The sequence below is a fragment of the Corynebacterium sp. HMSC065D07 genome (genome assembly GCF_001810695.1).
Lineage (GTDB): Bacteria > Actinomycetota > Actinomycetes > Mycobacteriales > Mycobacteriaceae > Corynebacterium > Corynebacterium hesseae.
The window spans coordinates 1-21,740 of sequence record NZ_KV802472.1; the positions used below are offsets into that span (position 1 = coordinate 1).

At 61.3% G+C, this 21,740-nt stretch carries 14 protein-coding genes and 1 pseudogene; 6 read left to right on the top strand and 9 right to left on the bottom strand.

The genetic code is table 11. The features are described from left to right. Positions 1 to 218: 218 nt before the first annotated feature. From HMPREF2760_RS10820 to leuA, 5 genes and pseudogenes are all read right to left on the bottom strand, one after another. A complete protein-coding gene (locus HMPREF2760_RS10820; protein ID WP_070524033.1) occupies positions 219 to 998 on the bottom strand; it encodes a type 1 glutamine amidotransferase in 780 nt (259 codons plus the stop codon). After that, positions 991 to 2,280: a Mur ligase family protein gene (locus HMPREF2760_RS10825; protein ID WP_070524035.1), complete on the bottom strand. Its 1,290-nt coding sequence runs from the start codon at positions 2,278 to 2,280 to the stop codon at positions 991 to 993. Before HMPREF2760_RS10825 ends, HMPREF2760_RS10820 begins: the two co-directional genes overlap by 8 nt. Positions 2,281 to 2,652: 372 nt before the next feature. Next, a pseudogene (locus HMPREF2760_RS10830) lies at positions 2,653 to 3,819 on the bottom strand (DNA polymerase III subunit epsilon); the annotation flags it as partial. Between the two features lie 98 nt (positions 3,820 to 3,917). Beyond that, positions 3,918 to 5,819: a hypothetical protein gene (locus HMPREF2760_RS10835; protein ID WP_070597361.1), complete on the bottom strand. Its 1,902-nt coding sequence runs from the start codon at positions 5,817 to 5,819 to the stop codon at positions 3,918 to 3,920. Between the two features lie 303 nt (positions 5,820 to 6,122). After that, on the bottom strand, positions 6,123 to 7,937 hold the full coding sequence (leuA, locus tag HMPREF2760_RS10840; RefSeq protein ID WP_070524041.1) for a 2-isopropylmalate synthase: 1,815 nt from the start codon (positions 7,935 to 7,937) through the stop codon (positions 6,123 to 6,125). 303 nt (positions 7,938 to 8,240) lie between these two features. Between leuA and HMPREF2760_RS10845 the strand changes: the two genes are divergently transcribed. Continuing rightward, on the top strand, positions 8,241 to 9,434 hold the full coding sequence (locus HMPREF2760_RS10845) for a mannosyltransferase family protein (protein ID WP_070564284.1): 1,194 nt from the start codon (positions 8,241 to 8,243) through the stop codon (positions 9,432 to 9,434). Between the two features lie 14 nt (positions 9,435 to 9,448). On the opposite strand, the gene HMPREF2760_RS10850 is transcribed toward HMPREF2760_RS10845, so the two are convergent. Beyond that, the gene (locus tag HMPREF2760_RS10850; RefSeq protein ID WP_070561342.1) at positions 9,449 to 10,321 is read right to left on the bottom strand and encodes a DMT family transporter; all 873 of its coding nucleotides are present in this window, start codon (positions 10,319 to 10,321) and stop codon (positions 9,449 to 9,451) included. A 146-nt stretch (positions 10,322 to 10,467) separates the two neighbouring features. Between HMPREF2760_RS10850 and HMPREF2760_RS10855 the strand changes: the two genes are divergently transcribed. Next, on the top strand, positions 10,468 to 11,733 hold the full coding sequence (locus tag HMPREF2760_RS10855) for an aspartate kinase (protein WP_070561344.1): 1,266 nt from the start codon (positions 10,468 to 10,470) through the stop codon (positions 11,731 to 11,733). A 19-nt stretch (positions 11,734 to 11,752) separates the two neighbouring features. After that, the gene (locus HMPREF2760_RS10860; RefSeq protein ID WP_070524049.1) at positions 11,753 to 12,790 is read left to right on the top strand and encodes an aspartate-semialdehyde dehydrogenase; all 1,038 of its coding nucleotides are present in this window, start codon (positions 11,753 to 11,755) and stop codon (positions 12,788 to 12,790) included. A gap of 136 nt (positions 12,791 to 12,926) precedes the next feature. Here the strand turns inward: HMPREF2760_RS10860 and HMPREF2760_RS10865 are convergent, their stop codons facing one another. Together HMPREF2760_RS10865 and HMPREF2760_RS10870 are read right to left on the bottom strand one after the other, a co-directional pair. Beyond that, a complete protein-coding gene (locus HMPREF2760_RS10865; protein WP_070564287.1) occupies positions 12,927 to 14,249 on the bottom strand; it encodes a YkvI family membrane protein in 1,323 nt (440 codons plus the stop codon). Positions 14,250 to 14,526: 277 nt separating this feature from the next. Continuing rightward, positions 14,527 to 15,075 (bottom strand): RNA polymerase sigma factor, encoded by a 549-nt coding sequence (locus HMPREF2760_RS10870; RefSeq protein ID WP_070524053.1) that lies wholly within the window; start codon positions 15,073 to 15,075, stop codon positions 14,527 to 14,529. 176 nt (positions 15,076 to 15,251) lie between these two features. Between HMPREF2760_RS10870 and HMPREF2760_RS10875 the strand changes: the two genes are divergently transcribed. The 3 genes from HMPREF2760_RS10875 to HMPREF2760_RS10885 all read left to right on the top strand — a co-directional run bounded on the left by HMPREF2760_RS10875 (position 15,252) and on the right by HMPREF2760_RS10885 (position 20,149). Beyond that, on the top strand, positions 15,252 to 16,808 hold the full coding sequence (locus HMPREF2760_RS10875; protein ID WP_070533789.1) for a catalase: 1,557 nt from the start codon (positions 15,252 to 15,254) through the stop codon (positions 16,806 to 16,808). Positions 16,809 to 16,932: 124 nt separating this feature from the next. Then, positions 16,933 to 18,384 carry a hypothetical protein gene (locus HMPREF2760_RS10880; RefSeq protein WP_070561350.1) on the top strand — a complete coding sequence of 484 codons (1,452 nt, stop codon included), beginning with the start codon at positions 16,933 to 16,935 and terminating at the stop codon, positions 18,382 to 18,384. Between the two features lie 262 nt (positions 18,385 to 18,646). Continuing rightward, complete coding sequence (locus HMPREF2760_RS10885) at positions 18,647 to 20,149, top strand: DUF5129 domain-containing protein (RefSeq protein ID WP_070597364.1); 1,503 nt, start codon at positions 18,647 to 18,649, stop codon at positions 20,147 to 20,149. Positions 20,150 to 20,273: 124 nt separating this feature from the next. On the opposite strand, the gene HMPREF2760_RS10890 is transcribed toward HMPREF2760_RS10885, so the two are convergent. Then, the gene (locus tag HMPREF2760_RS10890) at positions 20,274 to 21,164 is read right to left on the bottom strand and encodes a DUF3800 domain-containing protein (protein ID WP_070524119.1); all 891 of its coding nucleotides are present in this window, start codon (positions 21,162 to 21,164) and stop codon (positions 20,274 to 20,276) included. Between the last annotated feature and the right edge of the window lie 576 nt (positions 21,165 to 21,740).

A 21,740-nucleotide genomic window follows, 5' to 3' on the forward strand; every position in this document is an offset into this window, starting at 1 on the left:
GAAATGTCCCTTAGTGCGACACGCCGCAAATCCAAACGAAATGTCCCTTAAGCCCAAATTCGTCAAAGTATCCGATGTACATCTTCCCCCTGGATACGCGAAAGCTCGTGTTGTTCACACGAGCTTCGGAAGTGGAGCACCTTGGTGCGTCCGTTGCTTACTGTACCGTGTACCGAAGATTCTGGTCAATAGGTTCAGTTAGTTACTTCTGTTGATATCTAGCGCTGCGAGCGCGGCGGTTCCGAGGCGTTAAAGCGCTCGGTGCGCAGCTGATCAATGGCGGGGATGTTCAAGGGCTCGAGTTCGCTGAGTGCGACTCCCATGGCCTTGGCCAGCAGCAGATCAGCCAGTTGCGGGTTGCGCGCCAGAACCGGACCGTGCATGTAGGTGGCGATGACGCTGCCCTGTACCGCACCCTCGGCTTCACGCTGGACGGCCTTGTCGGAGAGGTCCAGGATGGCGGCGGTGTCCGCATTGCCGGTTCCGCGCGTGAGCGTTCCCAGTGGTTGGGCGGCAGGGCCCAGGATGGTGGCACCCATGTGGTTCTCAAAACCGGTGAGCGGTTCGGTGAGCTCAGCGGTGATGCCGGCCTTGGTGGGGTCGGCGGCTACCTCACCGATGGCGCGCTCGGTCATGGAGGCAGTGGTGGCGTCGATAAGCCCCACGCCATCCACCACGCGACCGGACGCACGGAAGGACTCGCCGAGTACCTGCAGGCCCGCGCAAATCGCCAGAATCGGGCGACCTGCGGAGGCAGCGCGGGTGAGGCCACCGTCAGCGATGAGGTGCTCTGCCGCGAGAATCTGCGCGGTGTCCTCGCCGCCGCCGAGGGTGTAGACATCAAAGGATTCCGGCACCGGCTCACCCAGCTTGATGGGGACAATCTCCGCCTCGTGGCCGCGCATGCGGGCGCGCTGGCGCAGGACTAGGGCGTTGCCGTCATCGCCGTAGGTGCCCAGGATGTCAGGGAGGATGAGGCCAATCTGCAGGCTAGTCATTCGAATGCTCCTTTGCTGCTGCGGCGGTGAGTGCCTTCTTCAGATCGCGGAAGGCGGTGTAGTTGGCCAAAACCTCGATGCGGCCTTCCGGACAGGATTGAATAGCGGTGAGCGGGTCCGCAATGAGCTCGTGCGAGATATCCGCGTAGACCAAACGCACGGCTAGATCCGTGCCGCGCTCGCCGGCTGCCTTGACAGGGATGCCTTCGAAATCCTCGAAGCGCACGTCCCAGAGCCAGGACATATCAATACCGTCGGCCACGTGGCCGTTAGTGGCGATGACCAAGCCATCGGCGTCACGGTCCACCATGGACAGCGCCTCCTGCCAGCCGGCCGGATTCTTAGCCAAGAGCAGGCGGATCTCGCGCTTGCCCAGCGTGATGGTGGAGTAGCGTCCGGCCACGTCGTTGACGCCTTCGGCAGCGGCGATAGCCTTGTGGCGGACCACGCCGAAGGCCTCCACGGCAGCAGCGACGGCCTGGGCGGCGTTACCGCGGTTGGCCCGTCCCGGTAGAGCAAGCTTGAGCTTGTCGACGCCCTCCGGGCTCACAATGCCTTCCTCCGTCACCGCCCAGGTGGGGGTGGGGCGGCGGAACTCGCGGCCGTCGGCAAGCACTTTGACCGCGCGCCAGTCCTCACCGTCACGCACAATGTGGCCGCCGGTGCGCGGACAGGTGACGGATTCGCCCATCCAGCCGGCACCCGCGGACACCCAAATGACATTCTTTGCGTCATAGGCCACGGAGGTCATGAGGACGTCATCACAGTTGGCGATGACGAGCATGTCCGGGTGGGCCTCGACGGCGCCGCGCAGGGCGCGCTCAATCTTGTTGATCTCACCGACGCGATCCAGCTGGTCGCGGGAGAGATTCAGCAGCACGAGCGCTGTGGGGTTGAGGTTATCCGCAACGTGGGGGACATGGAGCTCGTCTACTTCTAAGACAAGATGGCTTGCATCTTTGCCAGCTAAGAGCGCGGAGATGATTCCTGCATCCATGTTGTCGCCGCCATCGTTGGTGGCCACGGTGTGCGTAGTGCGCACGGCTGCGGCGAGCATCCGCGTGGTCGTGGACTTGCCGTTGGTTCCGGTGACCAAGACGGCTGGGCGCTGCTTGGCCAGGTTTTGCATGATAGTGGGGTCAATGGCGTTAGCGATGAGCCCGCCGATCATGCCGCCCGCACCGCGGCCCGTGGCGCGCGAGGCGGTGGTGGCCAACGCCGCGGCGGAGGTTGCAACCGCGGTGCGCGCGGAAGAAAACGCGCTTCGGAAGTTAAAATTCATGCTCCCCAGAGTAGTCGGGGGATGCTAGCTATCGGTGTTGTGGGAGCGGTTGTGTCCCGAGTTTTGCTGGTTCTGCTGGTTGCCATTGCTGCGACGGCCGCGTCCGCCGCGGCGGCGACGCCGACGCCCTTTGTTGCCGCCCTTGTTCCGGTTGTTCGAGTTGGAGTCCGACTGAGCAGGCTTGTCGCTTGCGGATCCGTCGGCCGGGGAGCCCTGGTGTTTCTTCTGCCCTTGTCCCTGTTTAGGGGAGTGCTGGGCGTTGGAGGACTTGCGGCGCGAGCGGCGGCGGTTCTTGTTCGTGGAACGATTGCGGTTGGGCTGCCCACTGCTGTGGCGCTTACCCGAATTGCTCGTTGCGCCGGAGGTGGATTGCTCCTCAGGTTCGGTCGGTTCCTCGATACGCTCAAGGGCCGCGAGGAAGGCAACATCGGACATCAGCGGGATGTCCTTGCGGTGAGCATGCATGGGCTTGCCCACGAGGTTGGTGGTGATGTTGCAGACCACGAGGGACGTCTCGCGGGAGAGCTTCTCCGAGTAGTTCAGCTCCTCACGGGCCAACGCCGCGATGATGGTGTCGGGGTCCTCGGTGATCTCCGGGGCAACGACGATCTCCATGCCACGGATGAGTTCCTTGCCGGGCACATAGGGGCCGGGGTTGTGGTGCTGACGGGGAGCTTCGGCAGCGTCGACGCGGACGTGGGAACGCTGTAGCCCAAAGCGATCAGCTCGCAGCTCATCCGGTGCCGCGCTGCTGAGCGGGCCCGCGGCTTGCGCACGGTAGAGGTCCACGAGCAGACGGGTTGCCTCGCGGGAGGTGTCCTTTTCCGGTCGGTGCGCACGGGCGACGCTGGCGGTGGGGTCGGGCGCGGGAAGACCGGTATCCCGCGCGACGGCCGCTAGGCGGATATCGGTGCTCCACACGCTTTGGCGGCGAGCGGTGGCAAGCGTATCCACGATGGTTACTGGGGTGGGAACGTGTCCCACCTTGAAGCGACGGCGCCGGCCTTTACCGCGGTTGCGGTTGCGCGCACGGTTTTGGCGGGCGGCGGCAGTCATCGCGCGGCGCGCTTCGGCGACGATGAAACCCCAGGTGTACGGGGCATCGTGAACGATGAGCGTGCGGCCATCGATGAGCCGATCCAGCGGCTTGAGCAACATGGAAAAGGACTGACCCGCCTGGATTTCCTCAGCGCTCAAGCCGTGAAGATGCCGGGGGCCAGGGTCTTCGCCGGGGTTGAGGACGGCGTGGAACTCTTGGCCGGTTTCACCCGCGGTGTTGAGTGTCAGCGCATCCACGGTAAGCAACCGACCTGTGGAGGGGTGAATGCCAGTGGTCTGGATGGTCAGCGCAACAAAGGGGAAGGCAGCGAGGGCTGCTTCGCGGGCCGACGCCCTATCTTCTTTGCTGTTCTGCTTGTTCTCAGCTGGGTGAGGGCGCGGTCCTGGTTTCGGGGCGCTGGATTGTGGCGACGCCGCGGCCGGCGTCTCTGCTGCGCTGAGCTGCGCTGCAGGTTCGGTGGGGCCGGGTGTCGTAGTCATTGTTCACAGTTTAGTACCCAACCGCGAGGAAGCTGGAAAGGGCACACGTGAAGCTGCCGTATCCCCCGAATTGGCAGCGAGGCAGGGCGTGTTGCGGACTAGTCGGTCTCGATGATGATGACCCAGCCGTCGTGGTCTGGCGTGGGCTCGGGGGTCGGTTCGGGCTCACGGCTCGGCTCAGGAGTGCGGTCCGGTGTGGGCTCAGAAGTCTGTTCCGGCTTCGGCGTGGTGCTGGGCTTAGGTGTGGTGCTCGGTTTAGACGAGGTGCTGGGCTTAGTCGTGGTGCTTGGTTGAGACGAGGTGCTGGGCTTGGGCTGCTGAGTCTTTGTCGTGGTTGGCGTAGCAGTCGTGGATGCAGCGGGCTTGGAGGTCGTCGGTGCAGGAGTAGTCGACTCCGCTGGCGTAGTCGTGGGCGGAGTGCTGACAGGTGTGGTGGTGCGGGACGTTGGCGTCGTAGCAGTCGTCTTCGGCGCCGAAGTTGATGAGGTCGGTGTCGTCGAAGAAGTTGGGGTCGCCGAAGGCGATGACGTCGGCACGCTCCGCGTGGAGCTGGGTGCGCTCGTAGTTGTGGTGGTGGAGGTGGAATCCTCCTGGCGGGGCCGTGACGTGCGCGACGTGGACTCTTCTGTGGCTTCGGTTTCCCGCGGTGCTGGCGGTGTGACTTCAGCGTGGTGCGTGTTGCGCGGGGAAGGGATTGCCTCTCCGGGCGTGACGAGCTCTGCACGTTGCGTGGGCTCGGCCAGCTTAATCGGCTCCGTCGGCTCAGACAGTTCCGTTGGCTCCGCCGGAGTCGAGGAAGTGGTTCGGTCGAGGGCGCGTGGTGCTACCGAGTGCCCCTGGTTATCGGGGCGGTGGGCGCCTGCAGCCGTGTCCTCGGTTGCGTCAGCTTCGCTGGAAAGCGCGGCGTCAGCTTCTGCATTATTGGCCGGGCTGGGGGCAAGGAGCGAAGTGGTGTGCTCCTCTAAAGCCGAGTCAGCAACCTGATTGGGGGCGGAGTGAAGTGCGTGCACAGAGGATACAAAGCTAGCGGTTCCGCCGATGATGACGGCAACGCTTGCCGCGCACACCAGCTTGACACCAGTACTAGCAGCGGCGATCTTTGAGCCAACTGTTGCGGCGGTCCCGAAGGATTTCAAGGAGAGGACTTGTGCGCCCTGTGTGGCAGCGGAACTTGCGGTGTGTGCCGTGCCCGTTGCCTGGAACCCGCCTACCGGAGCGGTTGCTGCATGAGCCCTATCGGTGTTTGTGGCCGTCGCGGCAACCGCGCCAGCGGCGGCAGCGATGACGCCGGCGGTCCCCACGGCGACGTGAGCGTCTGGTGTTCCTTCTTCGGAGTAGACGGTCAGGGCTGGGGATTTATCATCCGGTGTGAAGTAGGCGCGCGCAATGGCAATGAGACCCTCGTGCTTGAAACCCGCGATGGTATCGCTCAGCCACGTGGCCTGATCGCGCGGAACGGTGGCGATGAGCTTGTCATCGAGATGAACCTCGATGGCGCGGTGGAAGAAGCGCCGGCTGTTAGTCAAGCGCACGAGTAGATGCGCAGGGTGCTTCGGCAGGGAACGGGTGGGGGCCGAAAAGTCAGTGATGCGAAGGGCGCGGTCGCCGTCGAGCATGCCCCATCGCTGAGCCGGGGGAACATTGATCGGGACGCACAGGCCTGGCTCCGGGAGGAGAACCTCGAATGCCGGAACGGTTTCTTCCACCGCGTCCTCGCGGAGCGAAATTTCTGCAGTGGCCTGTGGGGTCAAACCCGCGCTAATGATCCAATCCAATTCCGTGTAATCGGCGGATTGGGAAGCGGGGATGACGCCAACGATGTCATCTTCATACCGGACGCGGAAGCCGGAGCTTGAGTGCCCACACAGGGTGACGTTGAGGTGATTGTTATTCGCCAGGGAGAGCAGCTGCAGGAACATCTCCGGGTTAACGGCGTCAACCGTGAGGCGGCGAGGTTCACCAAACCCAGAGTGGGGGACCACGTAGTTAGTGACCGTCATAGTGTTCGCCTTCGCCTGCAGAACTGCAACAAATGCGCGCAGTTGCAAAACTGAGCGCAGTAGGGAATGCCGAAGTTCGGACTGAAATTCTTATTGGGTGCACAAGGTGTTCAATGCCTTTGTGCAATTGTGTCGCGTATTTATTCTATAGCTCTCCGTGCTGGCCTACAACAATGTGTAGCCAGCGCGATGTTACGGTCAGTAGCTTTAGCGAGGGGAGTGCGCGTGCGAGAGACTGCGCAAGGAGGAGGCGCGCGGAACAGCTCGCCTTCTCCTTGTGTCGCCCTGTGCCGCGGCGGAGGATTAGTCCGCGCGATTGACCGCTGAAGTAATGGCGTTGATGGACGCACGGGTGGTGGATCCGGCGATGCCGGCACCCCACACTTGTGCTCCATTGACTTCGGCGGCGATGTAACAGGCGGCTTCGGCATCGTCGCCGGCCGTACGGGACTGCTGGGAGTAGTCGATGACCTCGAAGTCGATTCCGACGTCTTCCAGCGCGTTGGCGTATGCGGCGATGGGGCCGTTGCCCATGCCGGAGATAATGCGCTTCTCGCCGTTAAAGACGATGGTTGCGGTTACCTTGGCGTCTTCGTCCTCCGTGGTTGAGTTATCAACCTGGAAGGTGACGAGTTCCAGCGGGGAGGTGCGCTCTAAGAACTCGTTGGCAAAGATATCCCACATGTTCTTGGAGTTGACTTCGCCACCTTCGGCGTCAGTCACCGCCTGCACGACGGAGGAGAACTCCGCTTGCATGGCGCGCGGCATATTGATGCCATGATCGGTCTTCATGATGTAGGCCACGCCGCCCTTGCCGGACTGCGAGTTGACGCGGATGACCGCCTGGTAATCGCGGCCGACGTCCTTCGGATCGATGGGCAGGTAGGGAACTTCCCAGGTGGTTTCCTGCAGTTCTTCCCACGACACCTCGGTGTTGTTCGCGCCTGGGCGCACCTCCTGCGCCAGGGCGTCCAGGCCCTTGTTGATGGCATCCTGGTGTGAACCGGAGAAGGCGGTAAATACCAGCTCGCCGCCGTAGGGGTGGCGCTCCGGCACGCGCAGCTGGTTGCAATACTCCACCGTCTCGCGGATCTTAGGCAGATCGGAGAAGTCGATCTGCGGGTCCACGCCCTGGGTCAGCATGTTCAGGCCCAGGGTAATGATGTCCACGTTGCCGGTGCGCTCACCGTTGCCAAACAGGCAGCCTTCGATGCGGTCTGCGCCGGCCATGTAACCCAGCTCGGCGGCGGCGATTCCCTCGCCGCGGTCATTGTGCGGGTGCAGCGACATGATGATGGAATCCCGCTTCGCAAAATTGCGGTGCATCCACTCGATCTGGTCGGCGTAGACGTTGGGGCTGATCATCTCCACCGTGGAGGGCAGGTTGATGATCATGGGGTTCTCCGGAGTTGCCTCCATGATGTCAACAACGGCATCGCAGACCTCGACGGCGAAGTCCAGTTCGGTGCCCGTAAAGGATTCCGGCGAGTACTCCCAGCGCCAGTTGGTATCGGGGTAATCCTTGGCAATGCCCTTGATGAGCTCCGCAGCGTCCGTGGCCAGCTTCTTAATGGCCGGGCGGTCCTTGCGGAAGACTACGCGGCGCTGCAGCTTCGAGGTGGAATTGTAGAAGTGAACGATGACGTTCTTCGCGCCCTGGCAAGCCTCAAAAGTACGGCGGATCAGGTGCTCGCGCGCCTGGACCAGGACTTGGATGGTGACGTCATCCGGGATCTTATTGCCCTCGATGATTTCGCGAACGAAGTCGAAATCCGTCTGGGAGGCGGAGGGGAAGCCTACCTCAATCTCCTTGTAGCCCATCTTGACCAGCAGGTCGAACATGCGGTGCTTGCGCTCAGGGCTCATTGGATCGATGAGAGCCTGGTTGCCGTCGCGCAGGTCCACGGCGCACCACTGTGGCGCCACGGTGATTTTCTTGTCCGGCCACGTGCGGTCAGGCAGCGAGACCGGTTCTACCTCTTCGGCGAAGCTTTGGTAGCGGTTTACTGGCATCGAGGAACCGCGCTGCTTGTTCCACGCGGGCTGGTTTTCGTTGCGCGGGCCAGCCGGGGTGGTGATTTCGCGGGGAGCGGAGATGAAAGAATCGTTGGGGGACATGGTGGTTGTTCTCTTCCTTGTCTGGGGCCTATGGGTCTGGGGCCAAAGGCGTTTTACTGTGCTGCGTTGTTTCGATGCGCAGCTACGGCGTGAATCGTGGGGGCGGCCAGCTGCGGTGTGTTGGCATCACCGCGCTCCGCGGCGGGGCGCTGGCCGTGAAGCTAGAAACCTAAAACCCGCCGCGGCTACTAAGGAGGAGAGTGTGCCGCAAAGTCATGTGAGCCACAATACAGCTTTTCTCATTCTATGGCAACTGATTCCACATATTGGGATGGGTGATGTGGGTGGCTAGGATGTTGTGGCGTGCATGAAGAAAACTCCACGAAGATTATTCAGGATCCGGGGGAAGAGCCCACGGCGGATAGCGGGCGCGCGGCAGACGCCTCCCCTGCTGGCACGCAGGGGGCGCTGTCACTGGTGCCGCTTGCCACGTTGGTCGCGGTTGTTGGAACCGCGGTGCGCATTGCCGTTCTGAACGTCATCGCCGCCGTCAATGACCAGGAGCTGTGGGATCGGCTCACGTCGTGGGATTCCAAGTACTACCTGGAAATTGCTCGAGTGGGATATTTTGACGCGGATACCCACACTGATGGCCCAGTCTATGAGACGACAATGGCCTTCTTCCCGGGCTTTCCCATGCTGTTGCGGGTCCTGGGATGGACCGGGATCAGCCTCGAAGTAGCCGCGCTCATCGTTAACACCCTCCTCACCGTGGCCATGGCTGCCGGCGTTATGGTCTTGGCGCAGCGCTTGGGGGCGGGGCGCCGTGGGCAATGCGCCGCTGCCATCGTGGTGAGCAGCGCTCCGATGTCCATCGTGTTCTCGATGCCTTATACCGAAGCTCTCTTCGGGGCCCTCCTGGTGTGGGGACTCGTCGCGCTGGATGATCGCGCCTGGTGGCGCGCGGCGGCGTTCGGCTTTGCCTTATCGTTTGTGCGGCTGACCTCCGTGGACTTCCTTGCTGTCTTTGCCTTGTGGGTGCTCATCTATGGGCGGCGCTCGTGGCAGGCCTGGCTCAGCCTCATCGTGGCAGCGCTTCCGCTGCCAGCGTATTTATTGTGGACGCAGCGCTACCTCGCAGAGGCCGGCGGCTACTTTGGCATCCAGACCGAGCACTGGCATTCCACCTTCGACTGGGGTGCTGCCACCGTACGGTTCGTGTGGGAAGTTCTGACGGAGAAGAACGATGTGGGCTACCTGCTTAGCGTTCTGGTGATCCTGGGCGTCCCCGTGCTGCTGGTGGCGGCGTGGGGAAGGCTGAATCCGGTGGCGTGGTGGTTTAGCGCCGCGCTGTGTGCGAATGTGCTGCTTTCCGACGGCATCATGCACTCGCGCCCGCGTCTCCTCCTGCCCGCGATTATCTTGGCGCTTCCCTGGGCCGTGCGCGCGTCTGAGGTGCTGCGACCCCGCGAGCTCTGGCTCGCGTGTAGCGCCTGGGTCCTGTGGTCGGCGTGGTTCTCCGCTTATATGCTGGTGGTCTTTGAGTGGGCCATCTAGCGCGGAAGCTCGTCCTAGCGTGGGCTTTGCTCCGCGCGCTGAGCGCTTCCCGGGTTGACCGGCACGCGGGATAGGACGATTGTGGCAACGATCATGATGATGAGCGAAACCCCCATCACGCACCAACCCGCAACGCTACTGACCTGGAATTTTTCGCCCAAGACCCAGTAGCCCAAACCGAAGGCCACGATGGGCTCCATGATGGTCATCGCAGGCAAAGAGTGCGCAAGCGCGCCAGCGTGGAAGGAATATTGCTGGATCACCGTTCCGGCAGCCGCCAGCCCAATGAGCACGTACAGCTCCCAGCTGGCCAGCAAGGCTGTGATGCCCTCGTGGGAGAGGACGTCCACCACTGCCTTGGCTACGAGCGCCACGTAGCCATACAGGATGCCGCACGCGCTCCCGAGCGCTAGGGCGGACTCCTCCGGCCGGTTATAGGCCGCCACGAACAGAGCGGTGAGGGCAAGCGCGCCGAGGGCGAAGGCGGGCCACCATTGGGACCAGGTGGGCGTCGTCAAGCCTGCGGTGGGGCGCCCATAGACCACCATGATGCTCACCGCGATGGTCAGCGTGAGGCACCAGAACACCTCCCGTGCCGGCATCGGCCGCCGGGAATACCAGGCGGCGAGCGGCAGCGTGAACATGAGGGACAGGATGAGGATTGGCTGCACGATGAGCAGCGTGCCGAAGTGGAGAGCGACGAGCTGTAGCGCGTAGGCAATAACGGCGGCGCTGGTCCCCACCCACCACAAGGGAGTCCGAATAGCGGTGCGCATGACGCTCCTGGAGCTAGCGTCCAACACGATGCGGTGGCGTATGACTGTGCCCCAGGCCACGACTAGCGCGGAGGCCAGTGCAAAAGTAATGGCAACCAGGTTTGAAAGCATCGTTTCTACCCTACCTGGAATTAATATCCAGCACGTGTTTCGATGGGAACCAAAGGGCGGTAGTCTAAAGGAGTTGACTGCCGGTCTATAGGTATTGGGCGGTGAACAGGTAATGGCCCTCACAAACAGGAAAGGTGGGACCGTCAGTGGCCCTAGTCGTACAGAAATACGGGGGATCCTCCCTCGAAAGCGCAGAGCGCATTCGCGCGGTGGCGGAGCGCATTGTGGCGACGAAGAAGCAGGGCAACGACGTCGTTGTTGTGTGCTCCGCCATGGGAGATACCACCGATAACCTGCTTGATCTTGCAGCGCAGGTCAACCCCGTCCCGCCGCAGCGTGAGATGGACATGCTGTTGACCGCCGGCGAGCGCATCTCCAACGCACTCGTTGCCATGGCCGTGGAGTCCCTTGGTGCCAAGGCTCAGTCCTTCACTGGTTCCCAGGCCGGCGTGCTCACCACCGAGCGCCACGGAAACGCCCGCATCGTCGACGTCACCCCGGGCCGTCTAACCGAAGCCTTGGAGAAAGGCCGGATCTGCATCGTTGCGGGTTTCCAGGGCGTGAACAAGGAATCGCGTGATGTGACCACCCTCGGCCGCGGCGGCTCGGACACCACCGCGGTGGCGCTGGCGGCAGCGCTCAAGGCCGATGTGTGTGAGATTTACTCCGATGTCGACGGCGTTTATACCGCCGACCCACGCATCGTCCACAACGCCCAGAAACTCGACCAGCTGTCCTTCGAGGAGATGCTGGAGATGGCAGCTGTGGGCTCCAAGATTCTGGTCCTGCGCAGCGTCGAGTACGCCCGCGCGTTCAACGTTCCCCTTCGAGTCCGCTCATCTTATTCAAACGACCCCGGCACGCTCATCGCCGGTTCAATGGAGGATATCCCCGTGGAAGAAGCAGTACTTACTGGTATCGCAACCGACCGTTCCGAGGCTAAGGTCACCGTCCTGGGCATACCGGACCGCCCAGGTGAGGCGGCCAAGTTGTTCCGCGCCATCGCGGACGCCGAGATCAACATCGACATGGTTCTGCAAAACGTCTCCTCGCTGGACTCCGGTACCACCGACATCACCTTCACCTGCCCGCGCTCGGACGGCCCAAAGGCCATGGAGATCCTGGCCAAGCTCAAGGAAGAGGGGCACTGGACCAACGTGCTTTACGACGACCAGGTGGGCAAGGTCTCCCTCGTCGGTGCCGGCATGAAGTCCCACCCGGGCGTTACCGCAGATTTCACGGAGGCATTGCGTGACGCCGGGGTCAACATGGAGCTCATTTCAACCTCCGAAATCCGAATTTCCGTGCTTACCCGCGAGGCCGATCTGGAGAAGGCCGCCGTGGCCCTGCACGATAAGTTCCAGCTAGGTGGCGAGGAAGAGGCCACCGTTTATGCTGGTACCGGACGCTAAAAATTAAGGAGTAAAGGTCATGACCACTGTTGCAGTTGTAGGCGCTACCGGGCAGGTTGGCCGCGTGATGCGCACCCTCTTGGAGGAGCGCAACTTCCCGGCCGATACGGTCCGCTTCTTTGCCTCCGCACGCTCAGCAGGCCAGGAGCTCACCTTCCGCGAGGACAAGGTCGTCGTCGAAGATTTGGCAGAGCAGACTGTGGAGAGCCTTGCAGGAATCGACATCGCCGTGTTCTCCGCCGGCGGTTCGACGTCCAAGCAGTATGCACCGCTCTTCGCCGAGGCCGGCGCCACCGTGGTGGATAACTCTTCTGCGTGGCGCCGGGATCCGGACGTGCCGCTCATCGTGTCAGAGGTGAACCCGCAGGATAAAGACAACGTCACCAAGGGCATCATCGCCAACCCGAACTGCACAACCATGGCGATCATGCCGGTGACGAAGGCGCTTCACGACGCCGCCGGTCTCACCACCATGCGCGTCGCCTCCTACCAGGCCGTGTCCGGTTCCGGATTGGCCGGCGTGGAAACCTTGGTCAAGCAGGTGGCCTCAATCGGTGACCGCAACGTTGAGCTCGTCCACGACGGCTCTGCGCTTGAGGTCTCCGAGGAGGATTTGGGCCCCTATGTCGCTCCGATTGCGTATAACGCGCTGCCGTTGGCGGGCAACCTCGTGGATGACGGAACCGAAGAGACCGACGAGGAACAGAAGCTGCGCAACGAGTCCCGCAAGATTCTGGGCATCTCAGAGCTGAAGGTGTCCGGCACGTGCGTGCGCATCCCGGTGTTTACTGGCCACACCATGGTCGTACACGCGGAGTTTGAGAAGCCGATTACCCCGGAGCAGGCCCGCGAGGTGCTCTCGGCCGCGCCGGGTGTCAAGGTCGTCGATGTGCCGACGCCCCTGGCGGCAGCCGGCATCGACCTTTCCTTGGTCGGGCGCATCCGCCAGGACCAGACGGTCGAGGACAACAAGGGCCTCGTCTTCGTCGTATCCGGCGATAACCTGCGCAAGGGCGCAGCGCTCAACGCTATTCAGATTGCGGAGTTGCTGGTCTAGCGTGTGGCGCACGACAGTGCCGCACTGTTCTCCTCAATAAAAGAAGTCCGCCGCCAGAGTGAATTCTGGGGCGGACTTCTTTCTAATTGTGGCTATGTGTAGCGGGACGCGCGGCCCGCTACACATGCGGGAAGCGCTAGTCCTTCGGGACCTCGGGCTTGGTGTGCTCCACGAAGGTCACGGAGGGGTCTGGATCCTCGCGGTCGTATTCAATCTCATCGTCGGCCTCGAGTTCCTCGTGGATTTCCTCGGCGACGACTTCGACGAACTCCTCCGTTTCCATGTTGGAGGCAGCGGCCAGCTTACGCAGCTCGCGCTCGTTCTTCTTGGTGAAGTGCTCGCGCGGGTCGAGGCGGCGCTTGACCAAGGTGCGGGCGCGCACGCGGCGGTCAGACTCGGAGGTGATCTTGTCACGCTGGGTAATCCAGCTGATGACCATGACTGCAATCATGAGCAGGCCAATCCAACCCAGAATCGGGTAAACGCTGGAGACCAGCTGCTTGAAGCCAATGAAGGAGAGGATGAAGCCCACGACACAGGCGCCCGCGTAGACGGGGTAGAAGAGCTTCGGCTTCTTGCGGGTTAGGCGCTTGCCCATGGCATAGAACATGCCGATGGCGGTGTTGAAGACCATGCCGTAAATAATGAAGGTCATGAAGTAACCCAGGATCGGGTTCACGTTGTTGATCAACGTGAGCACCGGCAGGTCCTGCTTGTGCACATCCGGCGCCACCATGTAGAGGGAAACCACGAGGAGGGTAAGTAGAAGCAGGTAGAAAAAGCCACCGATGAGGCCGCCGACACCGACGGCGCGGTTATCCAGGATGTTGCCGCCGATGACGATGGACATCGACACCGCGCACATGACATTCAAGCCGGTGTAGTTCAGCGCGGCCAGCCACCAGTTGCTGAGAGGGCTTTCGACGTTGTTGACCGCGAAATCATTGGCGCTAGACCAGTCAACATCCGTCACGATGATGGTGTAACCGGTGGCCAGAACCACGAAGATGATGATGAAGGGCGTAATCGCGCCGATGACGTTGCTGACCTTATCCACGTCGAGGAGGCCTACCAGCAGAACGAGCACGAGCATCACGGCCCCACCCACCCAGATGGGCACGCCGTCAAACTGCTGGCTGATGGTCGAGCCACCACCGGCGAACATGACGAAGCCGATGGAGAACAACGTGGCTAGGGTGCCCCAGTCCAGCACTCGGGAGACGATGGGGCCACTAATCTTGTCGTAGACGGCCGTGTGCTCGTCCGCTTGGAAGTAGGAGCCGAGCTGCAAAATGGCTACACCAGTAATGATCATGAGGGCGGAGGCGAGGAGTACACCCCACAGTCCCATGTTTCCGAAAGCCACGAAGTACTGGATTGCTTCCTGTCCGGAGGCAAAGCCGGCGCCGACGACGACACCAATGAAGGCCATGGAAATGGCCACTGCGCGTTTCCACATAAGGTAAAGAGGTCTCTCAATCTCACACGCGCCGGGGAATGTCATCACAACCCAAGGTGTGGTGCGGGCAATCGGGAAAGCCTCGCGGGCCCGGTTCGACTATCGATTTATCACGTGTGCCTCGAAAAAGATTAGGTGTGGTCGATAGGTATTTTCCAGCTGACACTACGATTTCTCGCTGAGCTGGCACCGGACGGGCCGCCAGGACCTGTCAGTTGCCGCACGTCTGCGCAGGTGCTGTGACTCCCGACGCCCATTTATAACGGCTCGATAACGATTATCCGCGCTGGTCGATGAGGTCCTTGCGGGCGCGGGCGACGCGGGAGCGAATTGTGCCCACACGAACCCCGGCGATTTTCGCGGCCTCCTCATAGGTGTAGCCCAAGACTTGGGTCAGGATGAGGGCTTCGCGGCGGTCTTCTGGGAGGGCGTCGATCAGCGCGCGGGCGTCGATCCACTCGCTCCACGTGCCCGAGCTTTCCGGGGTCGCGGCAAGGGCGGCGGCGTCCTCATACTCGGTGGCGGACTTGCGCGGGCGGGCCATGTCGTGGCGGATGTTGTCCACCCACACGCGGCGAGCGAGGGAGAGCAGCCACGTGCGTGCTGAAGAACGGGCGGCAAAGCGGGGGAGCGCGCCGATGACGCGCAAGTAGGTTTCTTGGGTGAGGTCGTCCGCGATATCTGGGCCGCCGAGGTGGGCGAGCAGGCGCCAGACATCATCTTGGGTGGACTTGATGAACTCCGTGAGGGCTGCGCGGTCGCCGCGGCCCGCCTTGAGGGCGAGATCGGTGACGCGCGCATCGTCGCGCTCGGAGTGTCGTTTCACCTCCCATAATTTACCAGTCGGGGGCGTGGGCCTCGGGAACCGCTGGGGCTCCTCTGTGGGCGTCTACATTTGGGAAAAAATCTGTTGCGTAGGTCATTTTTAATGGGTAGGCTATGAAAGGTCCGAGATTGATAACGAATCACAAATTATCAACAACTGTAGGAGGCATTAACCCCATGACTAACGCTTCAAACGAGTTCGTTGCAGACAAGGTTCTGGATAAGGGCCAGCGCGCCCCGGGCGGCGAGAACACCACCCGCCCTTCCGGTCAGCCCATTGCAACGGAAAACACCAGCATCACTGCTGGCGAAAACGGCCCGGTCGTGCTCAACGACATCCACCTTATTGAGAAGCTCGCACACTTCAACCGCGAGCGCGTGCCGGAGCGCACCCCGCACGCTAAGGGCCACGGTGCCTTCGGCGAGCTGCACGTTACCGAGGACGTATCCGCTTATACCAAGGCCAAGCTCTTCCAGAAGGGCACCGTGACCCCGATGATGGGCCGCTTCTCCACCGTCGCCGGCGAGCAGGGTTCCCCGGATACCTGGCGTGACGTCCACGGCTTCGCGCTGCGTTTCTACACCGAGGATGGCAACTACGACATCGTGGGCAACAACACCCCGGTGTTCTTCCTGCGTGATGGTATTAAGTTCCCGGACTTTATCCACTCCCAGAAGCGTCTGGGAGCCAATGGTTTGCGCGATGCTGACATGCAGTGGGATTTCTGGACCCGTAACCCGGAGACCACCCACCAGGTCACCTACCTCATGGGTGACCGCGGTACCCCGAAGACCACCCGCCACCAGAACGGCTACGGCTCCCACACCTTCCAGTGGGTCAACGAGTCCGGTGACGCCTTCTGGGTGAAGTACCACTTCAAGACCCGCCAGGGCGTGGAGAACTTCACCGACGCCGAGGCGACTGAGATGGCCGGCAAGAACGCGGACTACCACCGCGAAGACCTCTACAACGCCATCGAGGAAGGCAACTTCCCGGTCTGGGACGTCAAGGTTCAGATCATGCCGGTGGCAGAGGCCGAGGAATACCGCTTCAACCCGTTCGACCTCACCAAGACCTGGTCCAAGAAGGACTACCCGCTGGTGGATGTCGGATACTTCGTGCTCAACCGCAACCCGCGTAACTTCTTCGCGCAGATTGAGCAGGTTGCCCTGGATCCGTCCAACATCGTCCCGGGCATTGGCCTGTCCCCGGATAAGATGCTGCAGGCACGCGTCTTCGCGTACGCCGACCAGCAGCGCTACCGCATCGGACCGAACTACAAGCAGCTGCCGGTGAACCAGCCGCTTAACCAGGTCAACACCTACGAGCACGAGGGCTCGATGCAGTACCTGTTCAATGCCCCGGAGGATCCGGTCTACTCGCCGAACCGCCACGCCAAGGGCGGCGGCTACATGGACGGCGATGAGAACCTGCGCTTCAAGGAGCAGGAGACCACCACCGCTCCGGACCTCTACGTGAACCCGGATCCGGCCGGCATCGACTTGGTTCGTGCGCCCTACGTCCGCCACGCCGAGGATAATGACACCGTTCAGGCCACTGACCTGTACGAGAACGTCTACGACGACGGTGCCAAGGAGCGCCTCGCAGACAACATCACCAACGCTATGGCTGGCGTGTCCCCGGAGACCGAGGAGCGCGTCTACGCCTACTGGGATGCTGTCTCCCCGCAGCTGGGCAAGCGCGTGCGCGAGCTCTTCGCGGAGAAGAAGTAATTAACGCATACGCGTTAATTACGTAACCTCAGTAGCCCCGCTAGTGACCGAAGAACACGGTACTGGCGGGGCTTTTCCGCGCGCCTGACCGCTTTTTCCCAGCGTGAACGATAGTTTCTTTTACATGACCTCACGCCTAGCCAGTCCTGCTGACGCCAACCGGAAGGTTGGCACCCGCGCTCTGATTCTCACCCTCGTGCTCATCGTGCCGCTCATTGTCGGTGCGGTCGTCGCCGCCGTGTCCGAGTGGCAGCCGGCCGAAACCTGGTCGCAGGAACAGGCCGGGGCTCCCAGCGATGGCACCATCGATCCGGCTGAGCTTTACGACGTCTCCCGTGCCCTCTCGGAAGCCAATGCCCAAGCCGGCTTTTTGGCCAACGGCACGAAGCAGCTCGCAGACGGCACAGGGGAGCTCCAGGATGGCGCTGATGAGCTCGGCGGTGGAGTAGACCAGCTGGCCGGCGGCTCGCAGGAGCTTTATGACGGGCTCGTGCAGCTGCAGTCCGGCACCGCCCAGCTGGGCAACGGCGCCACCGAGCTGGCCGACGGGGTCGGCGGAGCCGTGGATCAAGTCGTGGGCCTCGGCGTGGTTCGCGGACAGCTCTTGCAGGCAATCGACGGCACCTTAAAGGACCTAGAAGGAAACAACTCGGCGGAGGCGAAGAACATCCGCTCGCAGCTTGGTGATCTGCGCGGCCAGGTGGAGAACTTCCAATTCGACCAATCCGTTCAGGATCAATTGACGCAACTCAAGGATGGTTCGCGCGAGCTTTCCAATCAGCTGGCCGTCAGTGGTTATGCCTATCACGATGGCGTCTACCAAGCCACCGAGGGGGCGAAGCAGCTCAACGCCGGTATTGGTGAGCTCAACGCGAAGGTCGATGAGGCCTTGAAGGGCGTAGACAAGCTTGTGGAAGGAGCGGAGAAGGTCGATGGCATGGCCAAGCAGAACCGGACCAAGGTGCAGGGCGCACAGCGTGCGATGCCGACCGTCGCCGGGCCCGCCGAGGGCGGCAGCGCACCCGCCCAGCTTCTGAGCCCCATCGTCGCTATGTTGCTAGCAGCCATCGCTGCTCTTGGCGGCGGTGTTATCGGCGCACTGTTGACCCGCGTGGAGCGCCGAATCCTCACGCTCCTCGGCGGGGCGGTGCTGATTGGCGTCGTTGTGGGCTTGCTCGTGGCCCTCCTGGCTACTGGCGTGACCGCAGCCGCGGTGGCCTGGGCGGGGCTCGCGGCGGCGGGGGCCGGGGTGGCGTCGGCAAGCATTGTGTTCGCGCTTGCGCGCGGCCTTGGCGCTGGCGGCTGGGTCCTGGGCAGCGTGCTCGCCGTGGCGCAGGTTGGCATTGTGGGCTGGGCGTGGAAGGCGGCGTCGACCGGCACCGATCTCAACGCCGCGATGAGCGCGCTCGTGCATCTCTTCCCCATGCAGTGGGCCACCTCCGCCATCACCGTGGCAGGTAATGGTGGGCAGTCCCCACAGTTGTGGACTGCTCTGGCCATTTTGGGGGTAATTACGATTGCGGCCTTCGTGCTCGTGGGGGCACCTGCAGGGCGGGCAGAAAAAGAAAAAGCCTAGCTCACGGCCCTGCGTCCGGCACATCGCAGAAGTGCCACGATATGTTACTCGGTTTTCCAGATTTTGCTACCGCTGTGAATGAAAAGAGTGCTAGAGTAAAAGTCGCTCACAAAGCCTACTTAGGGGGTAGGCAAACGGTTTCTCCAATCCGTTGTGAGTGATAGGGAATAGGGGCGACGCGGCTGCTGTAGGGGCACCGCGTCGTTTCCAATTGTGGGGGTAAAGTTGGCGGCACCGACTGCTGAAGAATTGGAGTATCACCGTGACTGACTCTCGCGATATCAAACCTTTCGCCGCCAGCCGCGGCCCCAAAATAACATCGGTCGACGCCATCGTCGGTGCGGCCATGGTGGGCGGTCTGTTGCTCGGGGGAATCGGCGCGGGCGCGAGCTTGGCGGCCTTCGATGCGCCTGAACGCTCCGACTACGTCATGCAGCCCGCACAGCGTGAGGTGCAGGCTGACATCATGGACCCGGATGATGTGCTCACTCCGGAGGAGGAAGAGCGCATGCTTAGCGATGTCTCCCGGATCGCCGCCCCCGACGTGGTCCAGGGGCTGCACTACATGGTCTTTGCCAAGAACAAAGAAAACGTTAACGACTCCGTGGAGGAGTACCTGCGTGATAATCACCCGGAGCTTATCGGCAAGGATAAGTTTGCTGATGGTCAGGTCTTCGTCGGCGTAGGACTCGACCCGCGCCAGGCCTTCGTCTTTGCGGGTGAGGACGTGGCCGGGCAGATGAAGCTGCGCAAAGGTGACAGCCATTTGGAGCAGTCCATCGAAGCCATTAAGCCGGGCGTGCGGGATGACAACATTCCTGCTGGTCTCTTTGCAGGTGCGGCGGCGGCGATCGATGTGGACCGTGCTGCGGATGCCCAGTACGAGAGCGCGAAGGATGGGCGCATTGGGGCGGCCATTGGCCTCGGCGTGGCGGGCCTGGGCATCGGTGGCGCGGGCGCGGGCATTGTCGGCGGTACTCGGCGCAGCCGGCAGAAGAAGGCGCAGCAGGCGCGCGAGGATTGGGACTACGTATCGCAGACCTATACCGGTGTGGCACAGCGCCTGAGGGAGATCGATATCCGGGCGCACTCGCTGCAATCGGGTCTGGTGGATGAGCGTTTGCGTGAGGACTGGGAGGGCCTTCGCGATGACTTCCTCGCCATCGATGCCCAGGTGGGATCCCTTATGTCGATTCCAGCCGATGCGCCGGATGAACAGTTCCGTTCGCATGCCGAGCCCATCGCCCACGCGCGCGAGCTGTGTGAGCGCGTGGAAACCGCCGAAGTCAACATCGAAAAGCTGCGCCGTATCGAAGACGCTGATGCCGATGCCCGCCGCTTCGAGCTCTACGAGTTGGGCAAGGACCTAGCGCAGGCAGGCTACTTGGCGGCGGATATCGACTCGGCGCTTGAGCGTCACGCCAAGGAGCTAGAAGGTGCCGCCGTTGCACTCTCCAACGAGCCCAATCACCCGCAGTTCATGGAACGCTACTTGGAGCTCTTGGACCGCACCGCGCTACTCTCTGAGCACCTGCAGGCGCAGCTGCAGAAGCGCAACGAGGCCGACGAGCGCCCAGAGCGCACGCGTATCTATGACTCCAACTTCTTCGCCGGTTCCGGCTACCACGGCTACGTGCCCTTCTACGTTGTGAGCACCTGGGACAGCGATGCCACCACCGCCCGCGATAGCTCCTCCAGCAGCGGCGGCGTCAACAGCGGGTTTAGCTCGGGCTTTTCCGGTTCGGGTGGATCTTCGAGCTTCTAGGGCTGGTTAAAAGCCCTTAACCGTGAAACGCAAAAGAACTCGAAGCTGCCTACTGCTTGGTTCCGTTGGCAAAACCTCTCACAAGGAATTGGCTTCCTGCAGGAGATTTGTGGCAACCATGCATTTACCTGAGTGTGGCTTTCCTGACCCGTTCTAGTTTTTCCCGGTTTTCCTGACTCACATTTAGGAAGTCGATAACTGGCCTCTCGGCATAGATAATCTCTGAATGGTGGAGATCTGAGATGGATCGCCCACATAGGTGGAGTTTCGATTCATAGGTGAAAGCTCCTCGCGCAGCCGATAACTGACTCGCAAAGGGGATCCATGAATAGCGAGAATCTTCTACTAGTTGATATTCGACAGCTCGTTTTACTAAAGCGCATACCCAATCAGCAAACTGGATATTAGAAGAGAGTTTACTGTCGATGTGCATAGGCGGTTCAATCAATCGCCGCATTTCCTTATGCTCGGTAGCTCGACCCAGAATATGGGCGTACATCACAGGTAAGCGCTGGATTCGGGATTTCTCATTGATTTGATCCATTAGCACGAGCATCGATTGGTCTAACGAATGTGCATGATTCGCCAGCCTATTTAAGGATTCCCTCATTGAGGTTTCTTCTCGCTGGCGAAATTCATTTGGACCACAGTTAGTCTCTTTGGGAGTGCCTATTGGCTTTTCTTCAGCATAGTAGAAAAGGTTTCCATTCAATTGCCTAAGTTTGGAAATCAGACTTCCAAGCAGTCTTAAATTTTGGGGACGTTCATCGTACGCCTTGGCGAACAGTAAATCTGCGCCTTTTCTTTCCCATCGACCAGGATCGACGTTGTCTGGAATATCATTTTGGAAGAATTGTTTCTTTCGTTCCGCGAAGAAGGCGCCAAATTGCCGAGCATTATCTTCGGGAATTACAAAGCCGCCATAACCAAAAGCGGGGCTATCAGAGAACTTCTTGTGTGAAGGATGGACAAAGGCCCCAGGGGAACCAATTTCGTCGAGGTATGCGAGCAGCAAATTGAACTCCGTGACTCCGGAAAATGGCACGAGAGCCGATGCTAAGCATCGGCTCTCGGAGTTGTTGCCCGGGGTATTCTTGCCTCGCGGCTCAACGCCTGGCGTACTTCTGTGAGTATATATGTGTATTTACGCGTCGGCAATTGGTGGCTTTCTACTGATGCGGTACCTTCAATCGCGGAAGAGGGGGATGTGCCCTCGGCATTTGCCCTGAGGAGGTCTAGGCTGACCTAACTGTGACCCGGTGCTCCAACTGCTGCACTGTTCGTCTTGGTCCTGGTGCGGTGCGCTCTCAGTACGAAGAATAAACCTGGTCATGTTTGCAGAGCTAGCCGAACTTACCAATCTCATTGGCTTCGGTCACGATGTTGGTCAGGGAAGAAATCTCGGACGCGGTATGTCCCGGTCGATGGGGTGCAGCGCGTCACGTTGTTTACGCTTCTCCTTAACCCCTCTTTTAGAGGTGAAAACGAAAAAGAACCCGCAGTTTCCTGCGGGTTGAGTCTTTTGCGAAACTACCCACCCACCTGCAACGACCCGAACCACAGCTATGGTTTCCGTCGGTTTCCGTTCCCG